This is a genomic window from Devosia sp. UYZn731, from assembly GCF_040546795.1.
Taxonomy (GTDB): Bacteria; Pseudomonadota; Alphaproteobacteria; order Rhizobiales; family Devosiaceae; genus Devosia.
Window position 1 is genome coordinate 39,416 of record NZ_JBEPOL010000013.1, and the last position, 24,139, is coordinate 63,554.

Consider the following 24,139-nt stretch of genomic DNA (forward strand, 5'->3'; position numbering starts at 1 on the left):
CTTACCATCGGGGAGCTATGGGCCGTGGCCATCACGCTGCGCATTGTACTGGTGGAAAACCTGCGTCGGTTGGCCGACCAGATCACCGCCGGACGCAAGGTCCGCGCAGAGGCCGACACCGTTGCCGATGCTCTGCTGGCCGGTGGAGAGAACGCTCATCTGACTGCCGGCGTTTTTCCCGAACCACTCCCGGAGTTGTTCGCGGCTCAGCTGGCCAAGCGGCTTCGCGATCACGACCCCCGAACGACTCCTGCATATGGTTGGCTTGAGGATCGCCTGGTCGGACAGGGCAACTCCATCGAAAACGTCGTCCTGCACGCTCAACAGCGCCAGGGCGCGTCCAATGTCAGTGTGCGAAACATCATCACCAGCATGCGGCTGATCTCCGATATTGACTGGGCCGATCTCTTTGAAAGCGTCAGTCTGGTGGATGCCAGGCTCGGTCAGAGTGGTTCCTTCACTGCAATGGATTTCGCAACGAGCGACCTCTATCGCAATGCCATCGAATACCTCGCACGCGGCGCGCTGCTTTCGGAGTTGGACATCGCCGGCGCTGCGCTTTCGGCGGCCAGCGCAGCCGCGCTAGTTGCGCCCGACCCCATCGAAGCGGAGCGCGTGGGCGACCCAGGCTATCACCTGATTGCCCAAGGTCGCCCGTCGCTCGAACGCAGCATTGGGTTCCGGCCATCTGTCCAGCTCTCGTTCAATCGTGCGTTCGCTCGGACAGGCATTCGCGGGTACGGCGCCACGATCGGCGGGTTGAGTCTCGCGGTAGTCGGTCTGCTGGGCTGCCTGATGGCCGGCTTTGGCCTGGCGGGGGAACTGCTCTACCCTTTTTTGGGCCTGGCGCTCTTGCCGGCGAGCGAGTTGGCTACATCGCTGATCAACCGCGCCATCGGCTGGGGTGTTGGTGCCGCCACCCTGCCTGGGCTTGATCTGTCTGACGGCGTTCCACCCCGTCTGCGAACCCTGGTCGTCGTACCAACGTTGCTGGTCGGGCGGATGGAACTGCTCGAAGAAATCGAACGGTTAGAGGTCCACCATCTGTCCGGCGCTGGCGGCGATATCAGTTTCGCCCTGCTGATCGATGGCCTCGACGCAGATGCGGAAACGCTCGCAGGCGATGCAGAACTGCTTGAAATTGGGCGCGATGCCATAGCGGCGCTAAACGCACGTCACGCGCCAGGCCCTGATGGGGACCGCTTCCTGATGCTGAACCGCAGGCGGCAGTTCAACGCTGGGGAGGGCGTGTGGATGGGCTGGGAGCGTAAGCGGGGGAAGCTGGTCGAACTCAACCGGCTGCTCCGCGGCGCCCGTGACACCAGCTTTTCCACACCAGATGGTGGCACGCCCCAGGTGCCGCCAAATGTGCGCTATGTCATCACTCTGGATGCAGACACTAGGCTTCCGCGCGACGCGGCGGCGCGCCTGGTGGGAAAGATGGCCCATCCCCTCAACAATCCGCGCTTCGATGTCGACCAGAAACGGGTGGTGGATGGTTATGCCATCATCCAGCCGCGCGTCACGCCATCTCTCCCCATCGGCCGTGACGGCTCGCTTTATCAGCGCGTGTTTTCAGCGCCGGGGGGCATTGACCCCTATGCGGCGGCAGTCTCCGATGTCTATCAGGACCTGTTCGGGGAAGGCTCTTATACAGGCAAAGGTATTTACGATGTCGACGCCTTCGAGGCATCGTTGGCGGGGCGTATCCCCGACAACACGCTTCTCAGCCATGATCTTTTCGAGGGTGTTTTCGCCCGCGCGGGCCTGGCTTCCGATATCGAAGTCGTCGATGACTTTCCAGCCCGCTATGACGTGGCCGCCCGCCGCCAGCACCGCTGGTCACGCGGGGACTGGCAATTGCTGCCCTGGATTGCTGGGAACGGCCATCTGCCAGCCATCGGACGCTGGAAAATGGCGGACAATCTGCGGCGCTCGCTGGTCGCCCCGACCGCTTTTCTGGCATTACTGCTTTGTTGCTTAATGCCGCTGCGCCCAGGCGTGACCGGGGTGGTGCTGATCCTGTCAGCACTTGCCATCCCCGTTTTGATGCCACTCGTGTTTGCCATTCTGCCGCGTCGACCGGGCATGCAATTGCGCACCCACCTACGTCGACTTTCCCGCGACCTGCAAATGGCCATCGTGCAATTCGGACTGGGGCTGGCCCTGCTGCCAGATCAGGCGTGGCGGAATTGCGATGCGATGTTCCGTACCCTATTTCGCCTCTTCGTTAGCCGAAAGCATCTTCTCGAATGGACCACCGCGGCTAGTGTAGGTGGGCGGGCGCGCCTCACGCTACGTGGGTTCTATGGCGACATGGCTGGCGGAACGATGCTGGCCGTGATCATTTCCGCCGCGGCTATGGCTGTTTCGCCCCAGTCCTGGCCCCTCGCACTAATAGTGGCGTTGGTCTGGCTTGCAGCGCCCGCCCTGGCGCTCTGGGCCAGCCAGTCACCACCAACACGATCAGGCAGGACACTCGTCCCCAGCGATGCGGATTATCTCAGGCTGACCGCGCGGCGCACCTGGCGTTTTTTCGAGACGTTCGTCACCCCGGACGACAACATGTTGCCGCCGGACAACTTCCAGGAAACCCCTTCGCCCGCCATTGCCCACCGCACCTCTCCGACCAATATCGGCCTGTACTTTCTCTCCGCCGTTGCGGCGCGCGATTTTGGCTGGATGGGCACGCTGGAAACCATCGAGCGGCTGGAGGCCGGGTTTGCAACGCTGGCAAAACTGGACCGATACAAGGGGCACTTCTTCAACTGGTATGATACGCGCGACCTGAAGACCCTTGATCCCGCCTATGTGTCATCGGTGGATAGTGGCAACCTTGCCGGGCACCTGATTGCGCTGGCAAATGCCTGTGAAGACTGGGTTGCAGCCCCGCCGGCCGAAACGCGCCTTGGCCTGGGTGACGCGCTGGCCCTGGCCCGTATGTCGCTGGTAAATATGTCCAGCGGCACGGACGGCCCCCTCGCATCGGTCCTGGACGAGATGGAGTCCCTGCTCGAAGGCCAGCAAGCGTTCGATATGGTCGTGCCGGCTCTGATGCGTCTGTCAGAAAAGGCGCAGAAACTGGTGTCGGCGGCAGATCCCGTTTCTGCGGCCGGCGCGGACCCGGAACTTGGCTTCTGGATCCTGGCCATGCGGCGCGCCGTGGCGGAAGCGGCGCGGGACGGCCAGGCGCTTCTCGAAGATAGGGCTGCGTTTGACCAGCGGCTCGGCGCAGTGGCGGCGATCGCCCGCAAGACGGCGCTTGAGATGGATTTCGGCTTCCTTCTGGACCCCGACCGCAAGCTTCTGTCCATTGGGTACTCACTGGCCGAAAATGGCCTCGATGCCAATTGCTACGACCTGCTCGCCTCCGAAGCGCGCCTTGCCAGCCTGTTCGCAATCGCCAAGGGCGACGTCCCAACGCGCCACTGGTTCCGTCTGGGGCGGGCGGCTACACCGCTTGGCAATGGTTCAGCGCTGATTTCCTGGTCGGGCTCGATGTTCGAATATCTCATGCCCTCGTTGGTGATGCGCGCACCAGCAGGAAGCCTGCTCGACGACACCAACCGGCTGATCGTGGCCCGTCAGGAGGCCTATGGGCGAATGCGCAACGTCCCTTGGGGCGTGTCGGAATCCGCCTACAATGCCCGCGACTTTGAGTTCACCTATCAATATTCCAATTTTGGGGTGCCCGGATTGGGGCTCAAGCGTGGTCTGTCTAGCAATATGGTTGTCGCCCCCTACGCTACCGGGCTGGCCGCCATGGTTGACCCGGCTGCGGCAACCGAGAATTTCCGCCGCTTCCAGTCGATGGGCGCACTGGGTGTTCACGGATTCTACGAAGCACTCGACTTCACTCGCTCCCGACTACCTGAGGGTGAAGACGTCGCCATTGTGCTCAGCTACATGTCGCATCATCAGGGCATGACCATCATCGCGATCGCCAACGTCCTGCAGGATGGACGGATGCGCGCGCGCTTCCATCGCGACCCGATCATCAAGGCAAGTGAATTGCTCCTTTCAGAGCGGATGCCGCGCGACGTCGCCATTGCCCGCCCGCGCGCCGAAGAGGTCAGAGCATCAACCGACGTTGCCTTGGATCCCGCGCCCACGATGCGGAGGATCACTTTGCCTCATCACGGCGCCCCGATTACTCACCTGCTGTCCAACGGTCGGTACGCTGTGATGCTGACCGCCTCGGGGGGCGGTTATAGCCGCTGGCGCGACATTGCCATCACCCGCTGGCGCGAAGACGCCACCCGCGACGACTGCGGTGCCTTCGTGTTTCTCAAGGACCTGCAGACTGGCGTTGTATCTTCCCCGACAGCGCAGCCGATGAACGACCAGGCCGATGCGTCTGTCGTGTTTGGGGAGGATCATGCCCAGTATCTGCGTCACGAGGGGACCCTGACGTCCGAAATGGATATTCTGGTATCGGGAGAAGACGACGGAGAGGTTCGCCGCGTCTGCCTGACCAATAGTGGACGCCAGGCGCGGGACATCGAGATCACCTCCTATGCCGAGCTGGTGCTGACGACACCAACCACGGACAACGCCCATCCCGCCTTTGCCAAAATGTTCGTCCAGACCGAATACCTGCCCGAATTTGACGCCCTGATCGCAACTCGGCGCCGACGCGCGCCAAATGAGCCCGAAATCTGGGCGGCGCATTTCGCTGTGGTCGAGGGCGAACTCATCGCCGACCCCCAACACGAATCTGATCGGGCACGGTTCTTGGGGCGGAACCGCTCCATCGGCACTGCCGCGGCCATCTATGGTGGCGGCAAGCTATCGGGCACGGTGGGCACCGTGCTTGATCCGATCTTCTCACTCCGTCGGCAACTGCGCATCCCCCCCGGCAAGGTGGCGCGTATTGCGTTCTGGACGCTGGTCGCCTCGTCCCGTGCGGAACTGCTGGAACTGGTTGACAAGCATCATGACCGCAGTGCCTTCGAGAGAGCTAAGACCCTTGCCTGGACTCAGGCCCAGGTTCAACTCTACCATCTCGGCATCGCGCACGATGAGGCGGCTGATTTCCAGCGTCTGGCTGCGCCAGTGCTTTATGCAGATCGGCGTTTCCGGCCCTCCTCCGAGCGGATCGCGTCAGGAGCGGGTCCGCAATCGGCCTTGTGGCCACAAGCCATTTCCGGTGACTTACCCATCGTTTTGCTGCGCATCGACGCGGTCGAGGACATTCCGCATTTGCGCCAGATGTTGCGGGCCCATGAGTATTGGCGCATCAAGCGGCTGGCGGTCGACCTGGTGATCGTCAACGAGCGCGGCTCTTCATACGTGCAGGACTTGCAGAATGCCATCGAGGCGGCGGTGCGCACGAGCCAATCCCGTCCTCGGTATGACGATGCACCCGCCCAGGGCTCAGTGCATGTCCTCAGGGCCGATCTGGTGGGCCTGGAGACACGAAATCTGTTGAACGCGGTAGCGCGCGTGGTGCTCACGGCCCGTTGGGGCGCGATCTCGGACCAGCTTGTCCACCCAGCCAAGACAGCCGCGCATACTAGCTCGGGCGCGTTTCTGCCGTTCGAGCGCGCATCGGCGGAATCGGTGGATCATCCTGCAGATCTGGAATTCTTCAACGGACTTGGTGGGTTCGCCAAGAATGGCACCGAATATGTCACCATACTGGAAAACGGCGCAACCACGCCGGCTCCCTGGATCAATGTCGTTGCCAATGAAGGCTTCGGTTTCCAGGTGTCGAGCGAGGGGAGTTTCCAGACTTGGGCGGACAATAGCCGCGATAACCAGATCACCCCATGGTCCAACGACCCAGTCAGCGATCCGGTTGGCGAGGCGATGTATATCAGCGACGACCTTACCGGGGCGCTCTGGAGCCCTACCGCGCAACCCATCCAGGACAAGGGGGGGTACGTCGCGCGCCACGGTTTCGGCTATTCCCGCTTCACCCATCGCGCGCATGGTATCGAGAGCGATCTGCTCGCCTATGTGCCTCTTGCCGATCCGATCCGGATTTCGCGGCTGACGCTGACCAACCATTCGGCTCAGACAAGGAGACTTGGGATCACCAGCTACGCCGAATTTGTGCTCGGCACCCAGCGCGGTGCGACCGGACCTTTCATCACAACGGCCATCGATGCCCAAACCGGGGCGATGTTTGCCCGCAACAAATGGGGCATGGCATTTCCCGGGCGCGTCGCCTTTTCCGATCTGGCCGGACGTCAGACCAGCTGGACGGCCGACCGCACCGAGTTCATCGGTCGAAACGGCAGTTTGAAGGCACCCGCAGCGCTTGTCGCGCGCGCGCCTCTTAGTGGAAGCACCGGGGCGGGTTTCGATCCTTGCTCGGTTCTGCAATCCGAAATCGAACTGGCCGCCGGACAGAGCGTCGAAGTTGTCTGGCTGCTGGGACAGGCCAGTTCGGACGAGGCAGCTCGCCTTCTGATCGAGCAATACCGCACTGCTGACCTCGATTCATTGCTTGCAGAGGTCACCACACATTGGCAGTCGGTACTGGGCAAGGTTCAGGTCAAAACGCCTGACAGGGCGATGGATATCATGCTCAATGGTTGGCTGCTCTATCAGACGCTTTCCTGCCGCATCACGGCGCGATCGGCCTTTTACCAGGCGAGCGGTGCCTATGGCTTTCGCGACCAGTTGCAGGATGGCATGGCGCTGACATTCGCCCGTCCCGACGACACGCGCCACCATATCCTGCGCGCCGCTGGTCGGCAGTTCGTCGAAGGCGACGTGCAGCACTGGTGGTTGCCCCACTCCGGTCAGGGTGTGCGCACGCGCATCTCCGATGACCGAGTATGGCTCGCCTTTGCCACCGCCACCTATGTCAAGACCACAGGCGACGCGGCGATCCTTGAGGAAGTCGTGCCCTTTCTCGAAGGCCCCAGACTCGCCAAGGGCGAGCATGACGCCTTTTTCCAGCCCATGACCTCCGAGCGCGTCGCGTCCCTATTCGAACACTGTGCGCTCGGTCTTGACCAGGCAATCAAACTGACCGGCAGCCACGGCTTGCCACTGATGGGTACGGGCGACTGGAATGACGGTATGAACCGGGTTGGCGAGGGCGGCCTTGGCGAGAGCGTCTGGCTGGGCTGGCTAATGCTCGGTGCCCTCGATCTGTTCCTGCCGATTGCCGATTCCCGTGACACAGTGCGAGCCAAACGCTGGCGAACCCACTCCGCAAAGCTCAAGGCAGCTCTGGAGCGCGAGGCCTGGGATGGCGCGTGGTATCGACGCGCCACCTTTGACGATGGCACCTGGCTGGGATCAAAGGACAATGATGAATGCCGCATCGACTCGATTGCGCAGTCCTGGGCGGTGCTGTCCGGCGCCGGCGACCCCATTCGGGCTACGGTGGCCATGGAGTCGCTTGAGAAGCATTTGATCCGCAGGGATGACAGCCTTGCGCTGCTCTTTACCCCACCCTTCGATGCAACCGCGCGCGACCCCGGCTATATCAAGGGCTATCCGCCTGGCTTGCGTGAAAATGGCGGCCAATACAGTCACGCTGCCATGTGGGTTATCCTGGCATTTGCCAAACTTGGCGCGGGCGATAAGGCCCACGACCTCTTTGCCCTCGTCAATCCTATCAACCATGGGTCCACGCCAGAGGCCGTCGCGCGATACAAGGTCGAACCTTACGTCGTCGCCGCCGATGTCTATTCAGTCGAACCACATGCCGGGCGCGGCGGTTGGACTTGGTATACCGGCTCAGCTGGCTGGATGTATCGCGCAGGCGTTGAAGGCATCCTTGGATTGAGACGCGAGGGCGACATCCTCGTTGTCGATCCCTGTTTGCCATCCTCCTGGCCAGAGTTTTCTGCGGCGCTAGACATTGCGGGAACCCGATATGATCTTATTGTCCGCAACGGCGGTGTGACGCGCCATGTGCCCTCAACAGCCACCCTCGACGGGGTAACCTTGCCGAGCACCGGCAAACCTTGGCGCCTGCCCTTAGATGGTAGCTACCACAATCTGCTTGTCGAGTTCGGGGGGGTAGGTTTGTAAGGAGCCGTTTTGACCCGTCAGACCTTCAGGGTCGCTCAGCATTCCATACCGCATATTATGCGAACGCCCTGCTAGTCCCGGCGGGCGGGTTGCATGAGGTCCGGCTGTGCTTGGGGAGACACTCGCCGACAGTAGCGATTTTAAGATTGGCGCCGATAATTTGCGGCGCGCTCGATCATCACGACATTAAGAATTCTGGTCCAGAAAAACTGCCCAGTATCGTTCGAGAGCTCGACTCACAGTCTTCTCATCTTCACAGTCAAGTTTGACCAGATCGGCTAGTAGAAACAAAAAGCGAGCGACTGCCCGTTTGTGTATTGGGCTCAGCAGCGAAAACCGGTGGGTGGCAACATCTGACGGATAACCCGCGCTCGGAAGCGATCCGTGTAGTGTTCCGATAGTCCTCATCGACGACGGATCGTAGCGATCGAGCAGGCTCAGCATCAAGGCTGGCAGATAATAGCGCAGGCCTAGCGGGTCACTTCTCAGTGGAAACCAACAGATTAACTGCCAAGCGACAATGGCGGCGTTTATCATCACGTGCGTGATCACTTCGCGTCTTGCGGCAAAAGAGACTACCTCGCGATGCGTAGAACGCGTCTTTAGGTCCCAGATCGTCTCTATCGCAATCAACATCGGTGAAAACACATTCGTCAGATGCTGGCAGGTATTCGGTCAGCGCTCAATGGACCAGCTTTCCTCGGTGTTTGGAGAGCCCTTTGGGTCACTGACGGCTTGGTCCAACTTTGCCATCGCCGCGAAGGCTGGATGCGCAGCAGGGTGTCTTAGCAATTGTATCTTGGCATCAAGGACAACTTGCCGGTTTCTCGTCTGCCCTCAGCAAGAATCCTAACCATGGCGCTGACGGCGTTTTCCAACAAAGCGAAGCTGATCACCAGCTTTCCAATTAACGGAGCAATGCCGTTGACGAGTCCATCGGTCACGTTGTGATCGTCGGGGAATTTCGACATGCCCGCGCTCCCGTGTCTCTCCAAGCAGCGTTGCTCAAGCGCTGATAAAGGGCAAGACTTATGAATGATGCACAGCAATGAGCATTTGCCGACAATCCTCTTGCCCGGCTGAATGCAAATTCATACCATTCATGCTACTCGGGGTTTTTCCATGGCAGCCAAACTTCAACTACAATCAAGGGACATGCCCTTTCTGTATAACGTCTCCGACCGGGTTGGCCCTGGGGGTTGTCCCAACCGCCCCACTGATGTCGAGCTACTTAAGGTCCTGCTTGTGATTGGCCAGAGGTCGCCGCAGTTGCAAGTCGCGATCAATGGTTCGAAAATGCAGCCCAACCGCGATACGATATTCGATCCGATTCTCGGCTTTTACATTTTTCGGATGCAGCAATTGGGTAAGATGTCGGTTGTAGACGGTGTTGCATCTCCTGCAAAAGGAGCGAATTTTGCGCCCGGTACTCCGTGGGTGGTCTATTGGTTCAACTACTATGCCAAGCTTGCAGACCCCGCGCTTTGGGAAAGCCTACCGCGTAACCGAACCTTAAGCCCATCGTTGGCCGCGGAACTTAGCCGATAGTCAGGGTGAGCTTTGCCACGCGGCGCCGTGCACTGTGGTGCAATGTTTAAGTCGATTAAGCTTGCAGTCAAAATCAGCGGGATCAGCGTTGCTGCGATTTCTATAGTCACGCTGCCGCCCCGGAAGCCACTAGCCGCGAACCTTGAAAGCCCTCACGATTGCCCTTAATCTCATTCAACGATCGAGAGGATGGGAATGATCAGAGGGGTTTTAGTCGCGATTGCCATGGCGCTAAGCTTGGCCTCCGCTGCGGCGCAAGAGCGCGTTGCGTTGGTGATTGGCAATGGCGCCTATACCCACGTGGCCCCACTAACTAACCCGGAAAACGATGCCACCGACGTGGCCGATGCACTGGGCCGTATCGGATTTACCGTCACTCTGGCCAACGACCTCAATGCTAACCAGATGCGCGCTGCCCTGCACGAGTTCAGCAGCGCCGCTTCCGGCGCCGACATGGCAATGATCTATTACGCGGGCCACGGCATCGAGATCGACAAACAGAATTATCTTATTCCCGTCGATGCCGCGCTCGAAAGCGATCGAGACGTCAGTTTTGAGACCATCCCGATCGATCTCCTCAATGAGGCTGTGTCAGGCGCGCGCACCCTTCGCATGGTGCTGCTCGATGCCTGTCGTAACAATCCCTTTGCGGCGCAGATGACGGTCACCGGAGCCAACCGCTCGGTCGGCCGCGGCCTGACGCCGCCCGAACTCGGTGGCGGCACGCTGGTTGCATATTCGGCCAAAGGCGGCACCGTGGCGCTCGACGGCAATGGGCGCAACAGTCCCTTTGCCAAGGCGCTGCTCGACAATATCGAAGTGCCGGGGCTCGAGATCAACTTCCTGTTCCGAAAGGTGCGAGACTCGGTGTTGACGGCCACGCTCAATCGTCAGGAGCCGTTCGTCTATGGTTCGCTACCGGGCGAATATATCTATCTCGTCCCGCCCACCGATGCGGCTGTGGCCGCCGGCCCGACTGTTCCTGCCGATCTTGGCCAGCCAGTTCCGGCTCCATCCGCGCAGGAGGACTTCGCCTGGTCCTTGGTCCAGAACAGCGAGGATCAAGCCCAGTTGCAGCAGTTCATCTATGCCTATCCGCGCGGCATCCACATCGAGGCGGCCCTGGAGCGCATGCAGGCGCTGGACGTCGCCCGCGCCGCGTCTGGTCCCACGAGTGCCGACGTCGGGTTGGTGCCGACCGTGCAGGCGGCGGCGCCCGTTGCTGGATCAGAATCGCCTGCTGAGCTGTCGCCGGACGTGATCGAACGGGTGATGTCGATCCAGCAGGTGCTGGCCGATGCCGGATGCGATCCAGGCCCGGTCGATGGCGACTGGGCTTCTCTCAGCCAGGCGGCACTGGCCCGCTACGGCGCCGAAGCCGGCAGCAAACCGCCGGAATTACCCGACGCTCAAATGCTGGCCTGGCTGCAGAACAATGCCGGGCTGGCGTGCCCAGTTACATCCATGGCCGATGCCGACACGCTAGCGCCCGATTTTTCGCCTGACAATCTCGATCAACGTTGCGCCGAAATCTATCGGAACTGGAACGATCAATTCGGTGCCAAGGCCTTCGCCTGGAGTGAGCAAGGGCAGGATTGCGGATCCTCTTGGTCCAACGCCACGCTAGAAGAAGCGCGTTCGCGAGCCCTGTCCGATTGCGGCATTGCCGGATGCGTGGTCGTCGCACAGGACCAAAATCTGGCAGCGTTCTCCCTATTTGCCAACACCGTGCTCGTCCGCGAATGCGTCCTGGACTACCGTCATTGGAACGATCAAAGCTCGCCCAAGTCCTTCTATGCCAGCGAAGACGGCTACAACTGTGGCGCCGCATCTGGCGAGGTGTCGTTGACAGTTGCGCGGGAAGAAGCGCTGAGGCAGTGCGAGAAAGAGGGCCAGAGATGCCGAGAACTCGGCTTTGCTGAATAGGTGAGCCGATCTGCGCGGCGCGGCCCCTACCGACAGAATATGGACGCGACCATCCCGAACTTTCTAAGCGTGCCGATCCTCGCCTCAGGATGTCTTTATCCGCTACCAGCATGACTCACTGGGCATGGCGGTAGTCAACCGAGCGGCCGTCGTGCTCAAATCCATCCAAACCTCTAAGCTGATGTCGCGAGGCATGCTCCGGACCACGTCGTTCTCCACCCATTCGGCGCACCTTGGATCGAGCACATGAACGGTGGTTTTGGCGCCATCGTCGCCCCACCGGCCCCCCTCTAGTCGGCACTTCCTTCGATGCCGCCCTGCCGCAAGAATAGCGTCCAGCGTGGCGATTGCTGGGTATCGATCTCGGTGAAGTCGACGCCCATCAAGCCCCGCTGCCAGCATTGATCAATGGCGCTCGTCTGAAAGCGCTTGGTACCGATGCAGAGGCTGCGACCACCCTGAAACAGCGATTGGCCGAACACATCTTCGGCATAAACGAACACATACCGGCTTGGCAGGTCTTCGCGGATGACATTGGCGCATTGATTGACGCCGATCGTCCACCAGCCCGAGGTCTGGAAATCCGCGCCTCTCTGGTAGCCCACCGCCAGATTGACCACGTCATACGTCTGGTTGCACACCGAGAGTTCGGCGTGCACAGCCACACTGGTGCCGAGCATGGCGCTCAGGGCCAGAATGACCGGCGCCACGAGCCACCGCAGAAATATGCCGATCCGGCGCGATGATCCTTGGATTGCGTACAAGCGAAAGTTCCTGACGGCCATGGCCAGCGCGCCTTTCCTGTGACGCTTGGCTGCGTTAGTCTGGTTGTCGAGCTAGAATGAAAATGGGTGCAGTCGATGTTTGACGACGTCTTGCGCGTAATCGGAAGTATCGGACTAGGCTTGCTGCTTGTCCAGCCGGCAGCGGCCCAGGCCGCCACGGAGGGCGGCAAAATCAAACTGCAACTTAACAATATGCAAACGGTCGACGGGTCGTGCCAACTGACCTTCGTGGCCCAAAACGATACCGACATCGATGTCTCAGCCAGCGTTTTCAGCATGACGGTGGTCGACGTCCAGGGCCATGTCGTAGCGCTGACCAATTTCGAGTTTGGCGCTTTTCCGAAGGGGCGCCCCAAGGCCCAGCAGTTCGCCCTTGCCGGGCAGGCCTGCGATAGCCTCTCGGCCATTGCCGTCAACGACTTTATCTCCTGCCTCGATGCCGAGGGAAAGGAGAGCCCGGTCTGCGAAACTGCGTTGCAGGCGTCAACGCTGACGACGATCCAGTTCCCATGGTCCTTGTAGCCACGACCCGGCGGAGCCAATGAGCATGCTCGAGTTCGTGCGAAGCCAACTTTTCTCGATCGGCGGACCCATCCTCGTGGCCCTCCTGCTGTCATCGATTGTGGGACTGAGCACTTTCATCGTCAAAGCCGTGCAATTCGCACGGTTGGGCGTGGGACGGCATAGGCCGGCGAGGGAGGCCATGGCAGCGTGGCGCAATGGTGACGCGGGCACAGCCTTGGCGCTGGTGCAGAGAGACTCCGCGGCGCTATCGCAAGTCACCGCCGCCGGGTTGCGGCAAATGTCGTCTCCAGGCGGGCTGATTTCCTTGGCAACGACCCTGCTGGCGGAGATGTCGCGGCATTTGCGCATCATCGAGGCGGTCGTGCAGGCCGCACCGATGCTGGGGCTGCTGGGTACCGTACTGGGGATGATGGAGGCGTTCAACCGGCTGTCGCAATCGGGCGGTGCCGCAGATCCGGCCGTCTTGGCGAGTGGCATCTGGACGGCCTTGAGCACGACGGCATTAGGACTGAGCGTGGCGATCCCATTCTATTTTCTCTCGACCTGGCTCGAGAGCCGGGTCGAGAACGAGCGTATGGCCATGGAGGCAGTTTTGGCCAGTTTTTCGGACGAAAGATAGGCGCATCATGGCAATCCGGCTGGGCGGCCAGAGCAAGCGGCGGTTCAGCTTCATGCTGACGCCGCTGGTCGATGTCATGTTCCTGCTGCTGCTGTTCTTCATGCTGTCCTCCCAGACGGCGCCCTATGGCTTGCTGGCCGTGAGCGGACAGACTGCAACTGCAACCTCCGCGACCACCCCCCTCGGGGTGCAACGCGAACTGGTGGTCTCGGTCGGCTCCGCAAGCGCCCGGTTCAACGGTAAGCTGTTTGCACGCGATCAATTGGGCACGGCTGTCGCTCAGGCGATCGCGGATGGCTACACCACCGCCTATGTCTCGGCGGCCCGCCAAGCTACGGCGCAAGATTTGGTGGACGTGATCGACACGTTCAAAGGCGCAGGCTTCCCAAGTGTTTTGATCGTCCCGGCTTCAGGGAGGGGTAATTGAGCGGGCCAACGGCGAGGCGAACGTTGTTGCCGCCGCGGCCGCGGCCACGGCTCGACTTCGCCTTGCCCACTATCAACGTCATTTTCCTGCTGATCCTCTATTTCGTAGCGGCCGGCTCGCTGGTGAACCCCACTGAAGCCACGGTGCTGCCGCCTGAAGCGAATTCCGCGATCGAGTCCCGGCTGCCGCGGCCGCTGCTGACGCTGACCGGCGACGGAGCCATGCATTTGAATGGATCTGAGGTAGCACACGACGGGTTGGCATCTTCCGCATTGGCGACGAAGGCGGCGACCATGACTGTCCTGGTGGCCGCGGACTATCCCGCCCAGCAGCTTGCTGGCGTGATTACGACGCTCGCAGCCGCCGGGCTGGGTGTGCAGTTGGTGACGCTGCGCAGGACCGCGCCGTGAGCCGGCGCGGACGCGGCATATGGATCTATTCGACCATCGGCTCAGTTGGCGTACACTTGGCCATCGTCGCCGTTGCGGTCGCTCTCGTGCCGCGCGTGGAAACGGCGCAGGCCAAAACGGAAGTATCGATCGCCCGATTGACCGTGGATGTGGCTACCGCCTTGCCGGACCACGTTGTGGCTGGCGCCGTGGCGCCGCCAGAAGCCGAATTGGTTACCTCCTTGGCAGTCCAGGCCGCCGAGGTGCAGACTTCCGTTGCCGCCGCAACGTCGCCAGCGGCACAGACCGTTGTGGCATCCAGCGTAGCGGCAGTGCCAATAGTGCCCCACAGTGTTACGCCGTTGCCGCCGATTGAGCGAGAGCTTACGCAGCCAATTGCACCCAATAGCGCGCCGACAGCAGTGGCCACTTCCTCGGCCATTGCCGCAACTGCGCAGTCCCGCGTTGCGGCCCTGCAGCCAGCCAAGAGCGTGCCGGTTGACGCTGGCCCGGTCAAAGCGACGATGGTGCCGGCTGACCGAAGCAAGGCCGCTTCAGTTCAACCTGCCACTAGCCTGCCCGTTGCCACGGCGGCACCGGCCATCGCAGCGCCCGTTGTTGCAGGGAGTATCGGGACGACTATGGCGTCGGCGGCGGCCATCGCGCCAAACGTGCCGCAGTCGATCGTGCCGCAGTCAATCGTACCCTCCGAAATACCGACGCCCTCCACGGCGGTCGCGGCTGGCATGCCGTCACTTGCCTTGCCAGTGAGCGGCAGCGCCAGTGCGGCGCCGACCGCCACGTCAAGTGTAACCGCGATCCTGACCGTTCCATCGACCGCTATCACCCCCGCGACCGACGTGCCGGCGATAGCGTCAACAGCGGTCGCGATCGGCACGTCAGCACAAGTCGCGCCGACGAACGAGAGCGCGGTGGCCGACGGGCCAGCGCCTATTGCGACTGGCACGCATCTCGCAGGACAGGCCCCGATGCACCTCGCAAATATCGCTCCGGTCGAGCCGCCGCCCCTGCAGCCGACCGTGCCGTTCGCCGAAAGCCTGCGCTCCTTCATCGCCGGCTATCGCGGCACGCCGTGCCTTTCCGCCGAGGTCAGCGTCGTCGACAATAATGCGGACGTGACGACTTTTGGTAGCGCAGAGGCGTCTCGCCAATTTGCCAGTGCCTTGCGGGCGGCTTTTCCCAGGGCGGTTTCGGCACGCGCCACGGTGATCTCGCCCAATCAATGTGCCGCGGCCAGCATGCTCGATCAGTGGCAGAACAGCCCTGGCGTCGTCGCGCGCGTCGATGTCGCCCAGGCCATGGTGGAAAACGGCACCCACCTCAGGGCCGAGATCGCCTATCAGGGCGGCTCGTGGGTGACGGCTTTTCTGGTCGACGACGACGGTGAGGTCACCGATCTCAGCGATCACCTGGCACTGGTGGATGGCAAGGTGGTTTTGAACGCCCCTGTTGTGGCGATCGGTACGGGCGCTGGCAATAACCAGTTGCTGCTAGCGGTGACATCGTCACGCGAGCTGGACACCTTGCGCAGTCCCTTCAGCGGGAAAGCGGCCGACCTGCTGCCGAAACTGCTCGATGAACTCAACCAGCTCGGCATCAGCGCCGCCATTGGCATGACGGCCTTCAAGGTCTATGGCGCAGGAATAACCTTGAAATAGGCCGATTGCACCGCAAATTGCTGCGGCTGCTGCTTGATCCGCTGCAGCAGCGGGGCGAATGCCACCCCGCCTGAGCCGCTGACCGTTAGCGGCGTGGACGGCGAGCGCTGGGCGACCATGATCAGCAGCATCGGCGCGGCCTGGCCGGACCCGGTCGACACGGCCAGCGAAAACGCCTCCAGTTCACCCTGCGCCTTCAGATACACCGTGCTGACGACGCCCTTGGGATCGACCAACAGCAGGTTGGCGACCCAGCCGTCGGCGCCACTCACATGGCCTTCTACCGTTTCGCCGGTCGGCACGTTGTAGCGCGACAGGTCCAGTTGCGGCCCGGTATTGGCCATTTGATCAGCAGCGCGCAGGAAATCTATGGCGCCGCATTGTTCGGGGGTGGTCAGGCCGAGCATAATGTCGGGCTCGTAGTCATGCTCCTGGACAAAATCGCGCATCAGCGTGCGGAAAGGCTGGGGGTCCATGCCCATGGCATCGATGCCCACCGCGTTTTCGGCCACGCTGGTAATGGTGGCATATTGGCACGCCCCGAGCGGATAGCGCTTGACCCAGTCGGCGTCGTCGACAGCGCCGCCAATGTCGGGTGTTGTCGTCGCCGTGTCATTGTTCCCGGTCGTAACCGTCATGCCGGCTGGCGGCGTGCCGGGCAGCGTCACGCCCGATGGAACCTGATTGGCCTGTTGCTGTGCAGCCGCCTCTTCGGCCGCCTTGCGCACGGCCGCTTCGGCGGCCAGACGCTCTTGCTCCTCCTTTGCCGCCCGGTCGCGTTCTCTTTGCTCCGCGGCTAGCGCCTCGGTCCGGTCACGCTCGGCCCCGGCCAGCGATTCGGCATCCGGCTCCGGCGCAACGGGCGGCCTGACCGTGCTGTCAGCCTCGGGAATGGCCAGCGCGCTGGTTCCCGCCGACAGTAACAGCGAGGGCACGATCCCCATTTGCTGCAACAGCACTGCGGCTCCAGCCAGCACGACCAGCCCGACCACGGCAATCGCCATATACCCGCCCTTGCCTCGCGACTTCGGCAGCGGCGGCGCGAGTACGACGTTTTCCGCTGCGGCCCGCGTCGGCCTCTCCCCCACACCTGACGCTGCCGGCGGACCAAACGGGCTATCGTCTTCGAGCGCCGGCTGGCGCGAGGGTGGGCTCACCGGCCGCTGGGACAACTGCGTCGGCCAGCTGTTTTCCACCGCCCGCTGCGGAGGCGGCGGTGCCGGTCGCGAGATGACCACGGTGCCGCTGTCGTCCAGCCGTGACATGGCGGCGGCGACGCGCTCGATCACCTGCTGCATGCTATTGGGCCGGTCCTGCGGGCGCGGCTCCAGCATGGCAGCGATGACAGGCTGCAGCCGAATGTCGAGACCGGCGAGGTCAGGCACGCTGCGGCGCTTCTCGATCACCTCCGCCAGCGCACCCGACATGTCGATCGGCTTGCCGCGCAGCGCCGCCACCGCGATCAGGCCAAGACTGTAGATGTCCGAACGCGGCGTGATCTCCCCGCCCTCCAGACCCAATTGTTCTGGCGACATATAGTTGTATTTTCCGGCCCAGCTATCACCCACCACCGTATGGCCGCCGATGGAGCCGGCCTTGGCTATACCGAAATCGATGATCTTGCTGCGATCCACTGCGTTGTCGGGCAGGATGACATTGTCCGGCGAGAGGTCGCGATGGATGACGCCGGCTCCGTGTGCCGCCGAGAGGCCCGATGCAATGCGGGTCAAAAGCAGCGCGGTCTGTTCCGGATCGAGCGGCGACGCGGAAAAACGCTCGTTGAGCGGAGTGCCATTCACCAGTTCCATCACCAGGTAGGGGATGCCCTTCTGCCGGTCGACGGTAAAGTGGTAGTAGCGCACGATGGCGTCGTGATGCAGCCGCGACAGGACCGTAGCTTCCTTCTTGAACAAAGCCAGCATGGTCGCGTCGCGCGCAACGGCGGGCAGGATGGCCTTGACCGCCACGGGCTCATCGGTGTGCACATTGCGTGCCCTAAACACCTCGGCCATGCCGCCGGTGGCCAAAAGGGCCTCTATCTCATAGGTGTCACCCAGCAGGGCGCCCGCCTCGAGGCGCTCAATCTTGCCTGTTACAGGTGGCGCATCCTGTGGCCCAGCTCCCTCGCTCACGCCACGATCGCCGTTCGCTCGCTCAGCGGCACAGTCAAATCCGCCTGCCAGACGCTGACCACGACGACCGTCACATTGTCGCTGGCACCACGTTCGAGCACCAGATCCACCAATTGTTCGCAGGCTTCGCGCGGACGGCGGCCGTGGGCAATGCCCTCAATTTCCTCGTCTTCCAGATGCGTGGTCAGGCCGTCGCTGCACACGACAAACACATCGGAATGCTGGAACACGCCATCGACAAAATCCACATGCAGGTCGAGACCGATGCCCACGGCGCGGGTGATGACGTTGCGATGCTGCCAACTGCGTGCATCGCTGGGGCTGAGCACACCGGCCTCGATCAGTTCTTGTACTTGCGAATGGTCGCGGCTGAGCTGGCGAATGCGGCCATCGCGGATCTGATAGATGCGGCTGTCCCCGACCCAGGCAGCTTGGTAGCTGTCGCCATAGGCCATTAGCGCCACCACCGTGGAACCGACCGTAGATCCCTTGGCCGTCGAATAATCGAACACCTCGCGATTGGCCCGGTCGAGCCGATCGATGAAGCGGGCTCGTTGGTCTTCGGGTGAGGTCGATCGGCCCAAGGTCGACAGATGGCTGATGATAGCGCCGCTGGCCACTTCTCCGGCCTCGTAGCCCCCCATGCCGTCAGCGACGACCCAAAGCCCCGCCGAGGGCTCGGCCAGGAAATTGTCCTCGTTGACGTCGCGTACCTTGCCGGGATGTGTTGCAGCCCAACTATCGAACAGAAACTGCGCCAACGCTGTCCATCCTGCGTACTGGGCACCCGATTTCCCGGCTAGAATAACAGATCGCAAGAAACTGGATAGCCACGGTGTCGGACCTGCTGCACCACCCGTTCAAATCTCTGTCGCTTGGACCATGGGGCCGGTCCTGATAGACTGCCTTATCGTTACGGTTCACATCACATGCATCGGCTGGACGAGGGTTTCAAGCTTGCCAAGCTTGCCGCTGCCAAGCGGCGGCGCAGCGCGCGCATTCGCTCGATCCTGACGCTGCTGGGAGCGCTCGCGGTTGCGGGCCTGGCCGTATTTTTCAGCCTGAACACGAACCTGCTGACCGGGCTGTTTCAGGGTGGGTCGCCGCCAACGCCTGATGCGCCGATCGAGGAGCCCGCACCCGATGTCTATGAAGCGGTGATCGTCGATCTTGCCGGCGACCCTCTGGTCATCAGCGCAGGCGACATGTCCGGCGCCGTCTCGGCGCTGCGGGAGGTACCAACAGCGGAGGCGGCGCTGGCGACACGCAGCAGCGGCGAGGTTTCGCTGCTGGAAGACACCATGGTGGCGGCAAGCCAGCGCTTCATGGCCACCCTGCCCTCGAGTCCGCAGGATTTCGCCTTTTACCAGGCGCAGCAGGCCCGGCGCAGTCCCGTGGCACAACCGGTCGCGGCGGTGACGACGATGCCTGATGCAACCGCCGCCTCATCGGAGGCGACCACGACTGGCTCAGATGAGGCGCTGGTTGACGACGCCGAGGGCGGCTGGGGCGAAACCGTCAGCGGCGAGGAAAAAGCCCTGCCCGATTTTGCCCCGGACGTCGTGGAAAACACGACGACGGTGCTGCCGGTGCTGTCCTCCGATGTGCGGCGCCCCGCGCGGCAGGACGTGGTGCTGCAAATCCTGATCGAGCGCGATATGGCGAGCCTGGCATCGGAAACGCCGTTCTCGGCGCGGGACCTCAACGCCTTCGGCGCCGCCTTGAAGCCCCTCCTGAACCGCGACGGCCTCAAGCCGGGCGATGTCGTGGCCCTGCGCGGCCGAACCAAGGCCGGCTCGACCCACATGGATTTGATGCAAGCCAGCATCTCCGGGGTGGACGGCTATGTCGGTGCACTGGCCCGCGCGGATGACGGCAGCGTGGGTCTGGCTGCGGACCCTTGGGTGGGCGTCGATCTCCTCGCTAGGCAGTCCGGCGAGAATGAAGTTGTGGCCGGCAGGCAATACCGTCTGCTCGACGCAATCTACAGCACCGCCGTGCGCAATGGCGTGCCGACGCCGGTTTTGGGCGAAGCCATCAAGCTGATGTCGCGCGCTTTCGACTTGAGCGCTTTTGCCTCACCCAAGGACAGGCTGATCCTCGCCTATGGGCCGGGCAGCGTGACGATGGACAGCGGGCGGCTGCTCTACGTCGCCGTGGAAGGGCCGGAGCGCCGGCTGGAATGCTATGTCTACAAGGGCGGCAGCGACGCGGACTATTCCTGCTTCACCGAGACCAGTCGCGGTCAGGCGGTCGCCGTGCCCAGTGGGATGTTCACCCCGGTCAACGGTGTGCTGACCTCCACGTTCGGACCGCGAATGCATCCCATTTTTCATGAAGTACGGGTGCATACCGGGGTCGATTGGGCTGCGCCGGCCGGCACGGCGGTGATGGCCGCATATGATGGCGTGGTCATCTCGGCTGGCAACGCGGGCGGTTATGGCAATCTGCTGCGACTGAGTCATGCCGGTGGCCGCGAGACCCGCTATGCTCACCTCAAGGCCTTTGCCGATGGCATCGCGCCGGGCGTTCAAGTCACCGCCGGTCAACTCGTTGGCTTTGTTGGCACCACTGGTAACTCCACGGGACCGCACCTGCATTTCGAGTTGCGGTTGGCCGGCGCACCCGTCGACCCCCTGGGGCAGCAAACCAATCAGCTCGAAGCGGTGGTTGCGGACGGCTCGGCCGTCGACGAATTGACCGAGCAGATCGTTGCTGTAGAGAGCGGTGGTAACGCCAACGCTCGCAATCCGCTGTCCACGGCAGTCGGAGCGGGACAATTCCTCCAGTCCACCTGGACACGGATGATGCAGACCTACCGACCGGATCTGGCTAGCTCGATGAGCCGATCCGATCTGCTTGCGCTGCGCGGTGACCCGACCATCTCGCGCGAAATGGTACGCAATCTGGCCCGGGAAGGTGAAGCTTACCTCAAGGCGCGCGGCCACGCCGTGACGCCGGGGCGGCTCTATCTCTGCCATTTCCTCGGCATGCAGGGCGCCGCACTCATACTGGCCTCGGATGCGTCGCTACCGCTGGTGCAAGTGCTGGAGGCCTCAGTTATCCAGGCCAATCCATTCCTGACCAGCATGACGGTCGCCGATGTACAGGCCTGGGCCGACCGCAAGATGAGCGGCAAGCGCCCGGCGCCTTCGGCTACCCCTGCCACACCTATGGTCGCGACCAGCTCGCCGGAGTTTGCCGCCTATCGCAGCGCCATTGCTACGCTGCTCGCGCCAATCGCTGACTCGGGCACGGATGCGGGCACGCAGGATCCACAAGCGCCCCAGGCGGATGAGGACAACGCCTAATGCCCCAAAAGGGTATCGATTAGCAACATCGGCAACTTTGTCTCGCCTCCAATGATGCTCGCCAACCCCGGTCGGCCATGACGCTCAGGCATGCCCTCCCCCTTCGACATTTAGCTACCTCACCTCGTAGGCAAACGCTTCGTCGACCACATCGACCGTGACTTCGGCGATCGGCTGCCGCTCGATGACCCGGTTGAGAATCTGGCGCGACAGCTCGGGCAGCAGCGAATTGGTCAGGATATTGTCGATCATGCGCCCACCCGAATCCGGATCGTTGCAGCGGGCGACGATGTAGTCGACTACGGCATTGGTATAGGTCATGGCGGCATCGTGGTTGTCCGCGACACGGCGCACGATGCGGTTGAGCTGCAGCCGCACAATGCCGCCCAGCATATCGCCCGACAGCGGGAAATACGGCACGATGACGATGCGCCCTAGCAGCGCCGGCGGGAACACTTCGAGCAGCGAAGGTTTGAGCGCCAGTTCAAGCTCCTCAGGGCTCGGGCGGGTGCGGCCGTCCTGCGCCATATGCATGATCACGTCGGTGCCGACATTGGAGGTGAGAATGATCAACGTGTTCTTGAAATTGATCACGCGGCCATTGCCGTCTTCCATGATGCCCTTGTCGAACACCTGGAAAAACAGCTCGTGCACGTCGGGATGGGCCTTCTCAATCTCGTCGAGGAGCACCACGCTATAGGGCTTGCGCCGAACCGCTTCGGTCAGACGACCACCTTCGCCATAGCCGACATAGCCCGGAGGCGCACCCTTGAGCAACGAGACGGTGTGGGCCTCCTGGAACTCGCTCATATTGATGGTGATCATGTTCTGCTCGCCACCATATAGAGCCTCGGCCAGTGCCAACGCCGTCTCAGTCTTGCCGACGCCCGACGGGCCGCACAGCATGAACACGCCGATCGGCTTGTTGGGATTATCGAGCTTGGCGCGGTTGGTTTCGACGCGCTTGGCGATGATGGCGAGGCCATGATCCTGCCCCACCACGCGGCGGCTCAGCGTTTCGGGCAGCGCCAAGATCGCCTCGATCTCGTCGCGCACCATCTTGCCGACGGGAATGCCGGTCCAGTCGGAGACCACAGAAGCAATGGCCTGCTCGTCGACAAAGGGATAGACCATGCGTTTTTCCGGCGGTATGTCGGTCAATTCGTTGACCGCATCCGCTAGTTGGCGGCGCATCTCGGCCGGGTCCTCGCCCTCCGCTGGGGCATCGGGCGCCGTCACCACCGCGATCTCCTGACGCAGGGTATTGATCTGGGTGACCAGACCCGCCTCCCGGGTGTGGAGGGCCTCGAATTCTGCCAGACTGGCCTCGATTTCCGGCACCAGCGTTTCCAGCTCCGCAACCCGACGCGGATTGCCCTTGCCGATATCGGACTGCCGCTCGATGCCCAACAACTCGGATTTGTGCTGCGCGATGCTGGCCCGCAAATCCGCAATCTTGGCCGGCGTCGTGCTCTGGCTGATGGCTACGCGCGCTGAAGCGGTATCGAGCAGGCTCACCGCCTTGTCGGGCAATTGCCGCGCCGGAATATAGCGCGAGGACAATTCGACCGCGGCGACGATTGCCTCGTCGGCAATGCGCACCGCATGGTGCTTTTCCATGTTCCCGACAATACCGCGCAGCATATAGCAGCAGGTATCAATGCCCGGCTCGCCCACGTCCACCGGCTGGAAGCGCCGGGTCAGCGCCGGGTCCTTCTCGAAATATTGCCGATATTCGGCGAAGGTTGTGGCGCCGATGGTGCGCAGGGTTCCACGCGCCAGCGCGGGCTTGAGCAGATTGGCGGCGTCGCCTGTACCCTGATTTCCACCCGCCCCGATCAGGGTATGCGCCTCGTCGATGAACAGGATGATCGGTGTCGGCGAGGCCTGGACCTCGTCGATGACCGAGCGCAGACGCTGCTCGAATTCGCCCTTCATCGAGGCGCCGGCCTGCAGCAGCCCGATGTCGAGGGCATGCAGCCGCACACCCTTCAGCTGTGGCGGCACGTCGCCCGATGCCAGTCGCTGCGCGAAGCCTTCGACCACCGCGGTCTTGCCGACCCCGGCCTCGCCAGTCAGGATCGGATTGTTCTGGCGTCGGCGCAGGAGCACATCGATGATCTGGCGTATCTCGTCGTCACGACCGACGATAGGGTCCAGCTTGCCCTCTTCAGCGACCGCCGTCATGTCGGTGGCAAAGCGCGCCAGCGCCGTCTGCCCACGGGCCGGACCGCCCCCCGCATCGGCGTCCGGAGCCGCCGGCCCAATGGACGAGCCGTCCATCGGCCGCATGGTTTCCTCGTTGGAATCGGCCCAGATAGCCGAGCCCTCCGCGCTCAACCGATCGGGGCTGATGCCACCCAGCACTGGCGAAATCTGTTGTAGGGCGCGGCGCAGTTCCACGCCCTTAAGCATGGCCAACAGGACGTGTCCGCTGCGGATCTGCGCCTCCCCGAACATCAGGGTGGCATAATGCCAGCCGCGGTCCAACGCGTCAGTGATCTGGGTTGATATCCCCGGCATCTCGGTCTCGTTACGGCGCATATTATTGACCGCGGTGCCCAGCTCGGTCAGCACCTTGGAGCGGTCGAGCCCCAGCCGGTCAATGGTCAGGGAGATGTCGGACTTGTCTTCCCCCACCAGGTGGAAGAACCAGTGCGCGATCTCCAGATTGCGGTTGCCCGCGTTCTTGGCGTGGCGCAGCGCCTGCATGAAGGTGTCATAGCCCAGGCGATTGAGTTTGCCGGTGACGGTTTCCAGACTGATGTCGTTCATTTCACCCCTCGCCCGCCCTGCCTGA

The 24,139-nt window shown here is 62.4% G+C and carries 17 protein-coding genes; 9 read left to right on the forward strand and 8 right to left on the reverse strand.

Annotated elements, in window-relative coordinates:
• Positions 1–24: 24 nt before the first annotated feature.
• Positions 25–7,998, forward strand: coding sequence for a GH36-type glycosyl hydrolase domain-containing protein (locus ABIB57_RS24220; protein WP_354043860.1), 7,974 nt, complete (start codon positions 25–27; stop codon positions 7,996–7,998).
• 186 nt (positions 7,999–8,184) lie between these two features.
• Here the strand turns inward: ABIB57_RS24220 and ABIB57_RS24225 are convergent, their stop codons facing one another.
• Complete coding sequence (locus ABIB57_RS24225) at positions 8,185–8,634, reverse strand: DUF6714 family protein (RefSeq protein ID WP_354043862.1); 450 nt, start codon at positions 8,632–8,634, stop codon at positions 8,185–8,187.
• Between the two features lie 149 nt (positions 8,635–8,783).
• Positions 8,784–8,969 carry a hypothetical protein gene (locus ABIB57_RS24230; protein WP_354043863.1) on the reverse strand — a complete coding sequence of 62 codons (186 nt, stop codon included), beginning with the start codon at positions 8,967–8,969 and terminating at the stop codon, positions 8,784–8,786.
• Between the two features lie 151 nt (positions 8,970–9,120).
• Here ABIB57_RS24230 and ABIB57_RS24235 point away from each other — a divergent pair, with 151 nt between their 5' ends.
• Both ABIB57_RS24235 and ABIB57_RS24240 read left to right on the forward strand, forming a co-directional pair.
• Positions 9,121–9,546 (forward strand): hypothetical protein, encoded by a 426-nt coding sequence (locus ABIB57_RS24235; protein ID WP_354043865.1) that lies wholly within the window; start codon positions 9,121–9,123, stop codon positions 9,544–9,546.
• A gap of 195 nt (positions 9,547–9,741) precedes the next feature.
• Positions 9,742–11,472 carry a caspase family protein gene (locus tag ABIB57_RS24240; RefSeq protein WP_354043866.1) on the forward strand — a complete coding sequence of 577 codons (1,731 nt, stop codon included), beginning with the start codon at positions 9,742–9,744 and terminating at the stop codon, positions 11,470–11,472.
• A gap of 290 nt (positions 11,473–11,762) precedes the next feature.
• Here ABIB57_RS24240 and ABIB57_RS24245 read toward each other — a convergent pair whose 3' ends face one another.
• Entirely contained in the window at positions 11,763–12,236 is a 474-nt protein-coding gene (locus ABIB57_RS24245; protein WP_354043868.1) for a DUF1036 domain-containing protein, read from the reverse strand.
• Between the two features lie 96 nt (positions 12,237–12,332).
• Here ABIB57_RS24245 and ABIB57_RS24250 point away from each other — a divergent pair, with 96 nt between their 5' ends.
• From ABIB57_RS24250 to ABIB57_RS24265, 4 genes are all read left to right on the forward strand, one after another.
• Entirely contained in the window at positions 12,333–12,779 is a 447-nt protein-coding gene (locus tag ABIB57_RS24250; protein ID WP_354043869.1) for a hypothetical protein, read from the forward strand.
• Positions 12,780–12,798: 19 nt separating this feature from the next.
• The gene (locus tag ABIB57_RS24255; protein ID WP_354043870.1) at positions 12,799–13,401 is read left to right on the forward strand and encodes a MotA/TolQ/ExbB proton channel family protein; all 603 of its coding nucleotides are present in this window, start codon (positions 12,799–12,801) and stop codon (positions 13,399–13,401) included.
• A gap of 7 nt (positions 13,402–13,408) precedes the next feature.
• Positions 13,409–13,828 carry a biopolymer transporter ExbD gene (locus tag ABIB57_RS24260; RefSeq protein ID WP_354043872.1) on the forward strand — a complete coding sequence of 140 codons (420 nt, stop codon included), beginning with the start codon at positions 13,409–13,411 and terminating at the stop codon, positions 13,826–13,828.
• A 62-nt stretch (positions 13,829–13,890) separates the two neighbouring features.
• Positions 13,891–14,238: an ExbD/TolR family protein gene (locus tag ABIB57_RS24265; protein ID WP_354043873.1), complete on the forward strand. Its 348-nt coding sequence runs from the start codon at positions 13,891–13,893 to the stop codon at positions 14,236–14,238.
• Positions 14,239–14,263: 25 nt separating this feature from the next.
• On the opposite strand, the gene ABIB57_RS24270 is transcribed toward ABIB57_RS24265, so the two are convergent.
• Together ABIB57_RS24270 and ABIB57_RS24275 are read right to left on the reverse strand one after the other, a co-directional pair.
• Positions 14,264–14,659, reverse strand: coding sequence for a hypothetical protein (locus ABIB57_RS24270; protein ID WP_354043875.1), 396 nt, complete (start codon positions 14,657–14,659; stop codon positions 14,264–14,266).
• Between the two features lie 117 nt (positions 14,660–14,776).
• The gene (locus tag ABIB57_RS24275) at positions 14,777–15,115 is read right to left on the reverse strand and encodes a hypothetical protein (RefSeq protein ID WP_354043876.1); all 339 of its coding nucleotides are present in this window, start codon (positions 15,113–15,115) and stop codon (positions 14,777–14,779) included.
• Between the two features lie 91 nt (positions 15,116–15,206).
• Between ABIB57_RS24275 and ABIB57_RS24280 the strand changes: the two genes are divergently transcribed.
• Positions 15,207–15,896 carry a hypothetical protein gene (locus tag ABIB57_RS24280; RefSeq protein WP_354043877.1) on the forward strand — a complete coding sequence of 230 codons (690 nt, stop codon included), beginning with the start codon at positions 15,207–15,209 and terminating at the stop codon, positions 15,894–15,896.
• Here ABIB57_RS24280 and ABIB57_RS24285 read toward each other — a convergent pair.
• Both ABIB57_RS24285 and ABIB57_RS24290 read right to left on the reverse strand, forming a co-directional pair.
• Positions 15,869–18,028: a serine/threonine protein kinase gene (locus ABIB57_RS24285; protein ID WP_354043879.1), complete on the reverse strand. Its 2,160-nt coding sequence runs from the start codon at positions 18,026–18,028 to the stop codon at positions 15,869–15,871. The two genes, ABIB57_RS24280 and ABIB57_RS24285, sit on opposite strands and share 28 nt — an antisense overlap.
• Positions 18,025–18,789: a PP2C family protein-serine/threonine phosphatase gene (locus ABIB57_RS24290; protein WP_354043880.1), complete on the reverse strand. Its 765-nt coding sequence runs from the start codon at positions 18,787–18,789 to the stop codon at positions 18,025–18,027. The genes ABIB57_RS24285 and ABIB57_RS24290 overlap by 4 nt, the downstream gene beginning before the upstream one ends.
• Positions 18,790–18,957: 168 nt before the next feature.
• On the opposite strand from ABIB57_RS24290, the gene ABIB57_RS24295 reads away from it, so the two are divergent.
• A complete protein-coding gene (locus tag ABIB57_RS24295) occupies positions 18,958–21,339 on the forward strand; it encodes a peptidoglycan DD-metalloendopeptidase family protein (RefSeq protein WP_354043881.1) in 2,382 nt (793 codons plus the stop codon).
• Between the two features lie 114 nt (positions 21,340–21,453).
• Here the strand turns inward: ABIB57_RS24295 and tssH are convergent, their stop codons facing one another.
• A complete protein-coding gene (gene tssH / locus ABIB57_RS24300) occupies positions 21,454–24,114 on the reverse strand; it encodes a type VI secretion system ATPase TssH (RefSeq protein ID WP_354043883.1) in 2,661 nt (886 codons plus the stop codon).
• Positions 24,115–24,139 lie beyond the last annotated feature (25 nt).

Excerpts from the sequence above, each read along its gene's own strand:
- ABIB57_RS24260 (WP_354043872.1), top strand. The coding sequence starts at position 13,409 with ATGGCAATCCGGCTGGGCGGCCAGAGCAAGCGGCGGTTCAGCTTCATG.
- ABIB57_RS24280 (WP_354043877.1), top strand. The coding sequence starts at position 15,207 with ATGCACCTCGCAAATATCGCTCCGGTCGAGCCGCCGCCCCTGCAGCCG.
- ABIB57_RS24235 (WP_354043865.1), top strand. The coding sequence starts at position 9,121 with ATGGCAGCCAAACTTCAACTACAATCAAGGGACATGCCCTTTCTGTAT.
- ABIB57_RS24270 (WP_354043875.1), bottom strand. The coding sequence starts at position 14,659 with ATGGCCGAGGAAGTGGCCACTGCTGTCGGCGCGCTATTGGGTGCAATT.
- tssH (WP_354043883.1), bottom strand. The coding sequence starts at position 24,114 with ATGAACGACATCAGTCTGGAAACCGTCACCGGCAAACTCAATCGCCTG.
- ABIB57_RS24295 (WP_354043881.1), top strand. The coding sequence starts at position 18,958 with ATGCATCGGCTGGACGAGGGTTTCAAGCTTGCCAAGCTTGCCGCTGCC.
- ABIB57_RS24255 (WP_354043870.1), top strand. The coding sequence starts at position 12,799 with ATGAGCATGCTCGAGTTCGTGCGAAGCCAACTTTTCTCGATCGGCGGA.
- ABIB57_RS24240 (WP_354043866.1), top strand. The coding sequence starts at position 9,742 with ATGATCAGAGGGGTTTTAGTCGCGATTGCCATGGCGCTAAGCTTGGCC.
- ABIB57_RS24225 (WP_354043862.1), bottom strand. The coding sequence starts at position 8,634 with ATGTTGATTGCGATAGAGACGATCTGGGACCTAAAGACGCGTTCTACG.
- ABIB57_RS24230 (WP_354043863.1), bottom strand. The coding sequence starts at position 8,969 with ATGTCGAAATTCCCCGACGATCACAACGTGACCGATGGACTCGTCAAC.
- ABIB57_RS24250 (WP_354043869.1), top strand. The coding sequence starts at position 12,333 with ATGTTTGACGACGTCTTGCGCGTAATCGGAAGTATCGGACTAGGCTTG.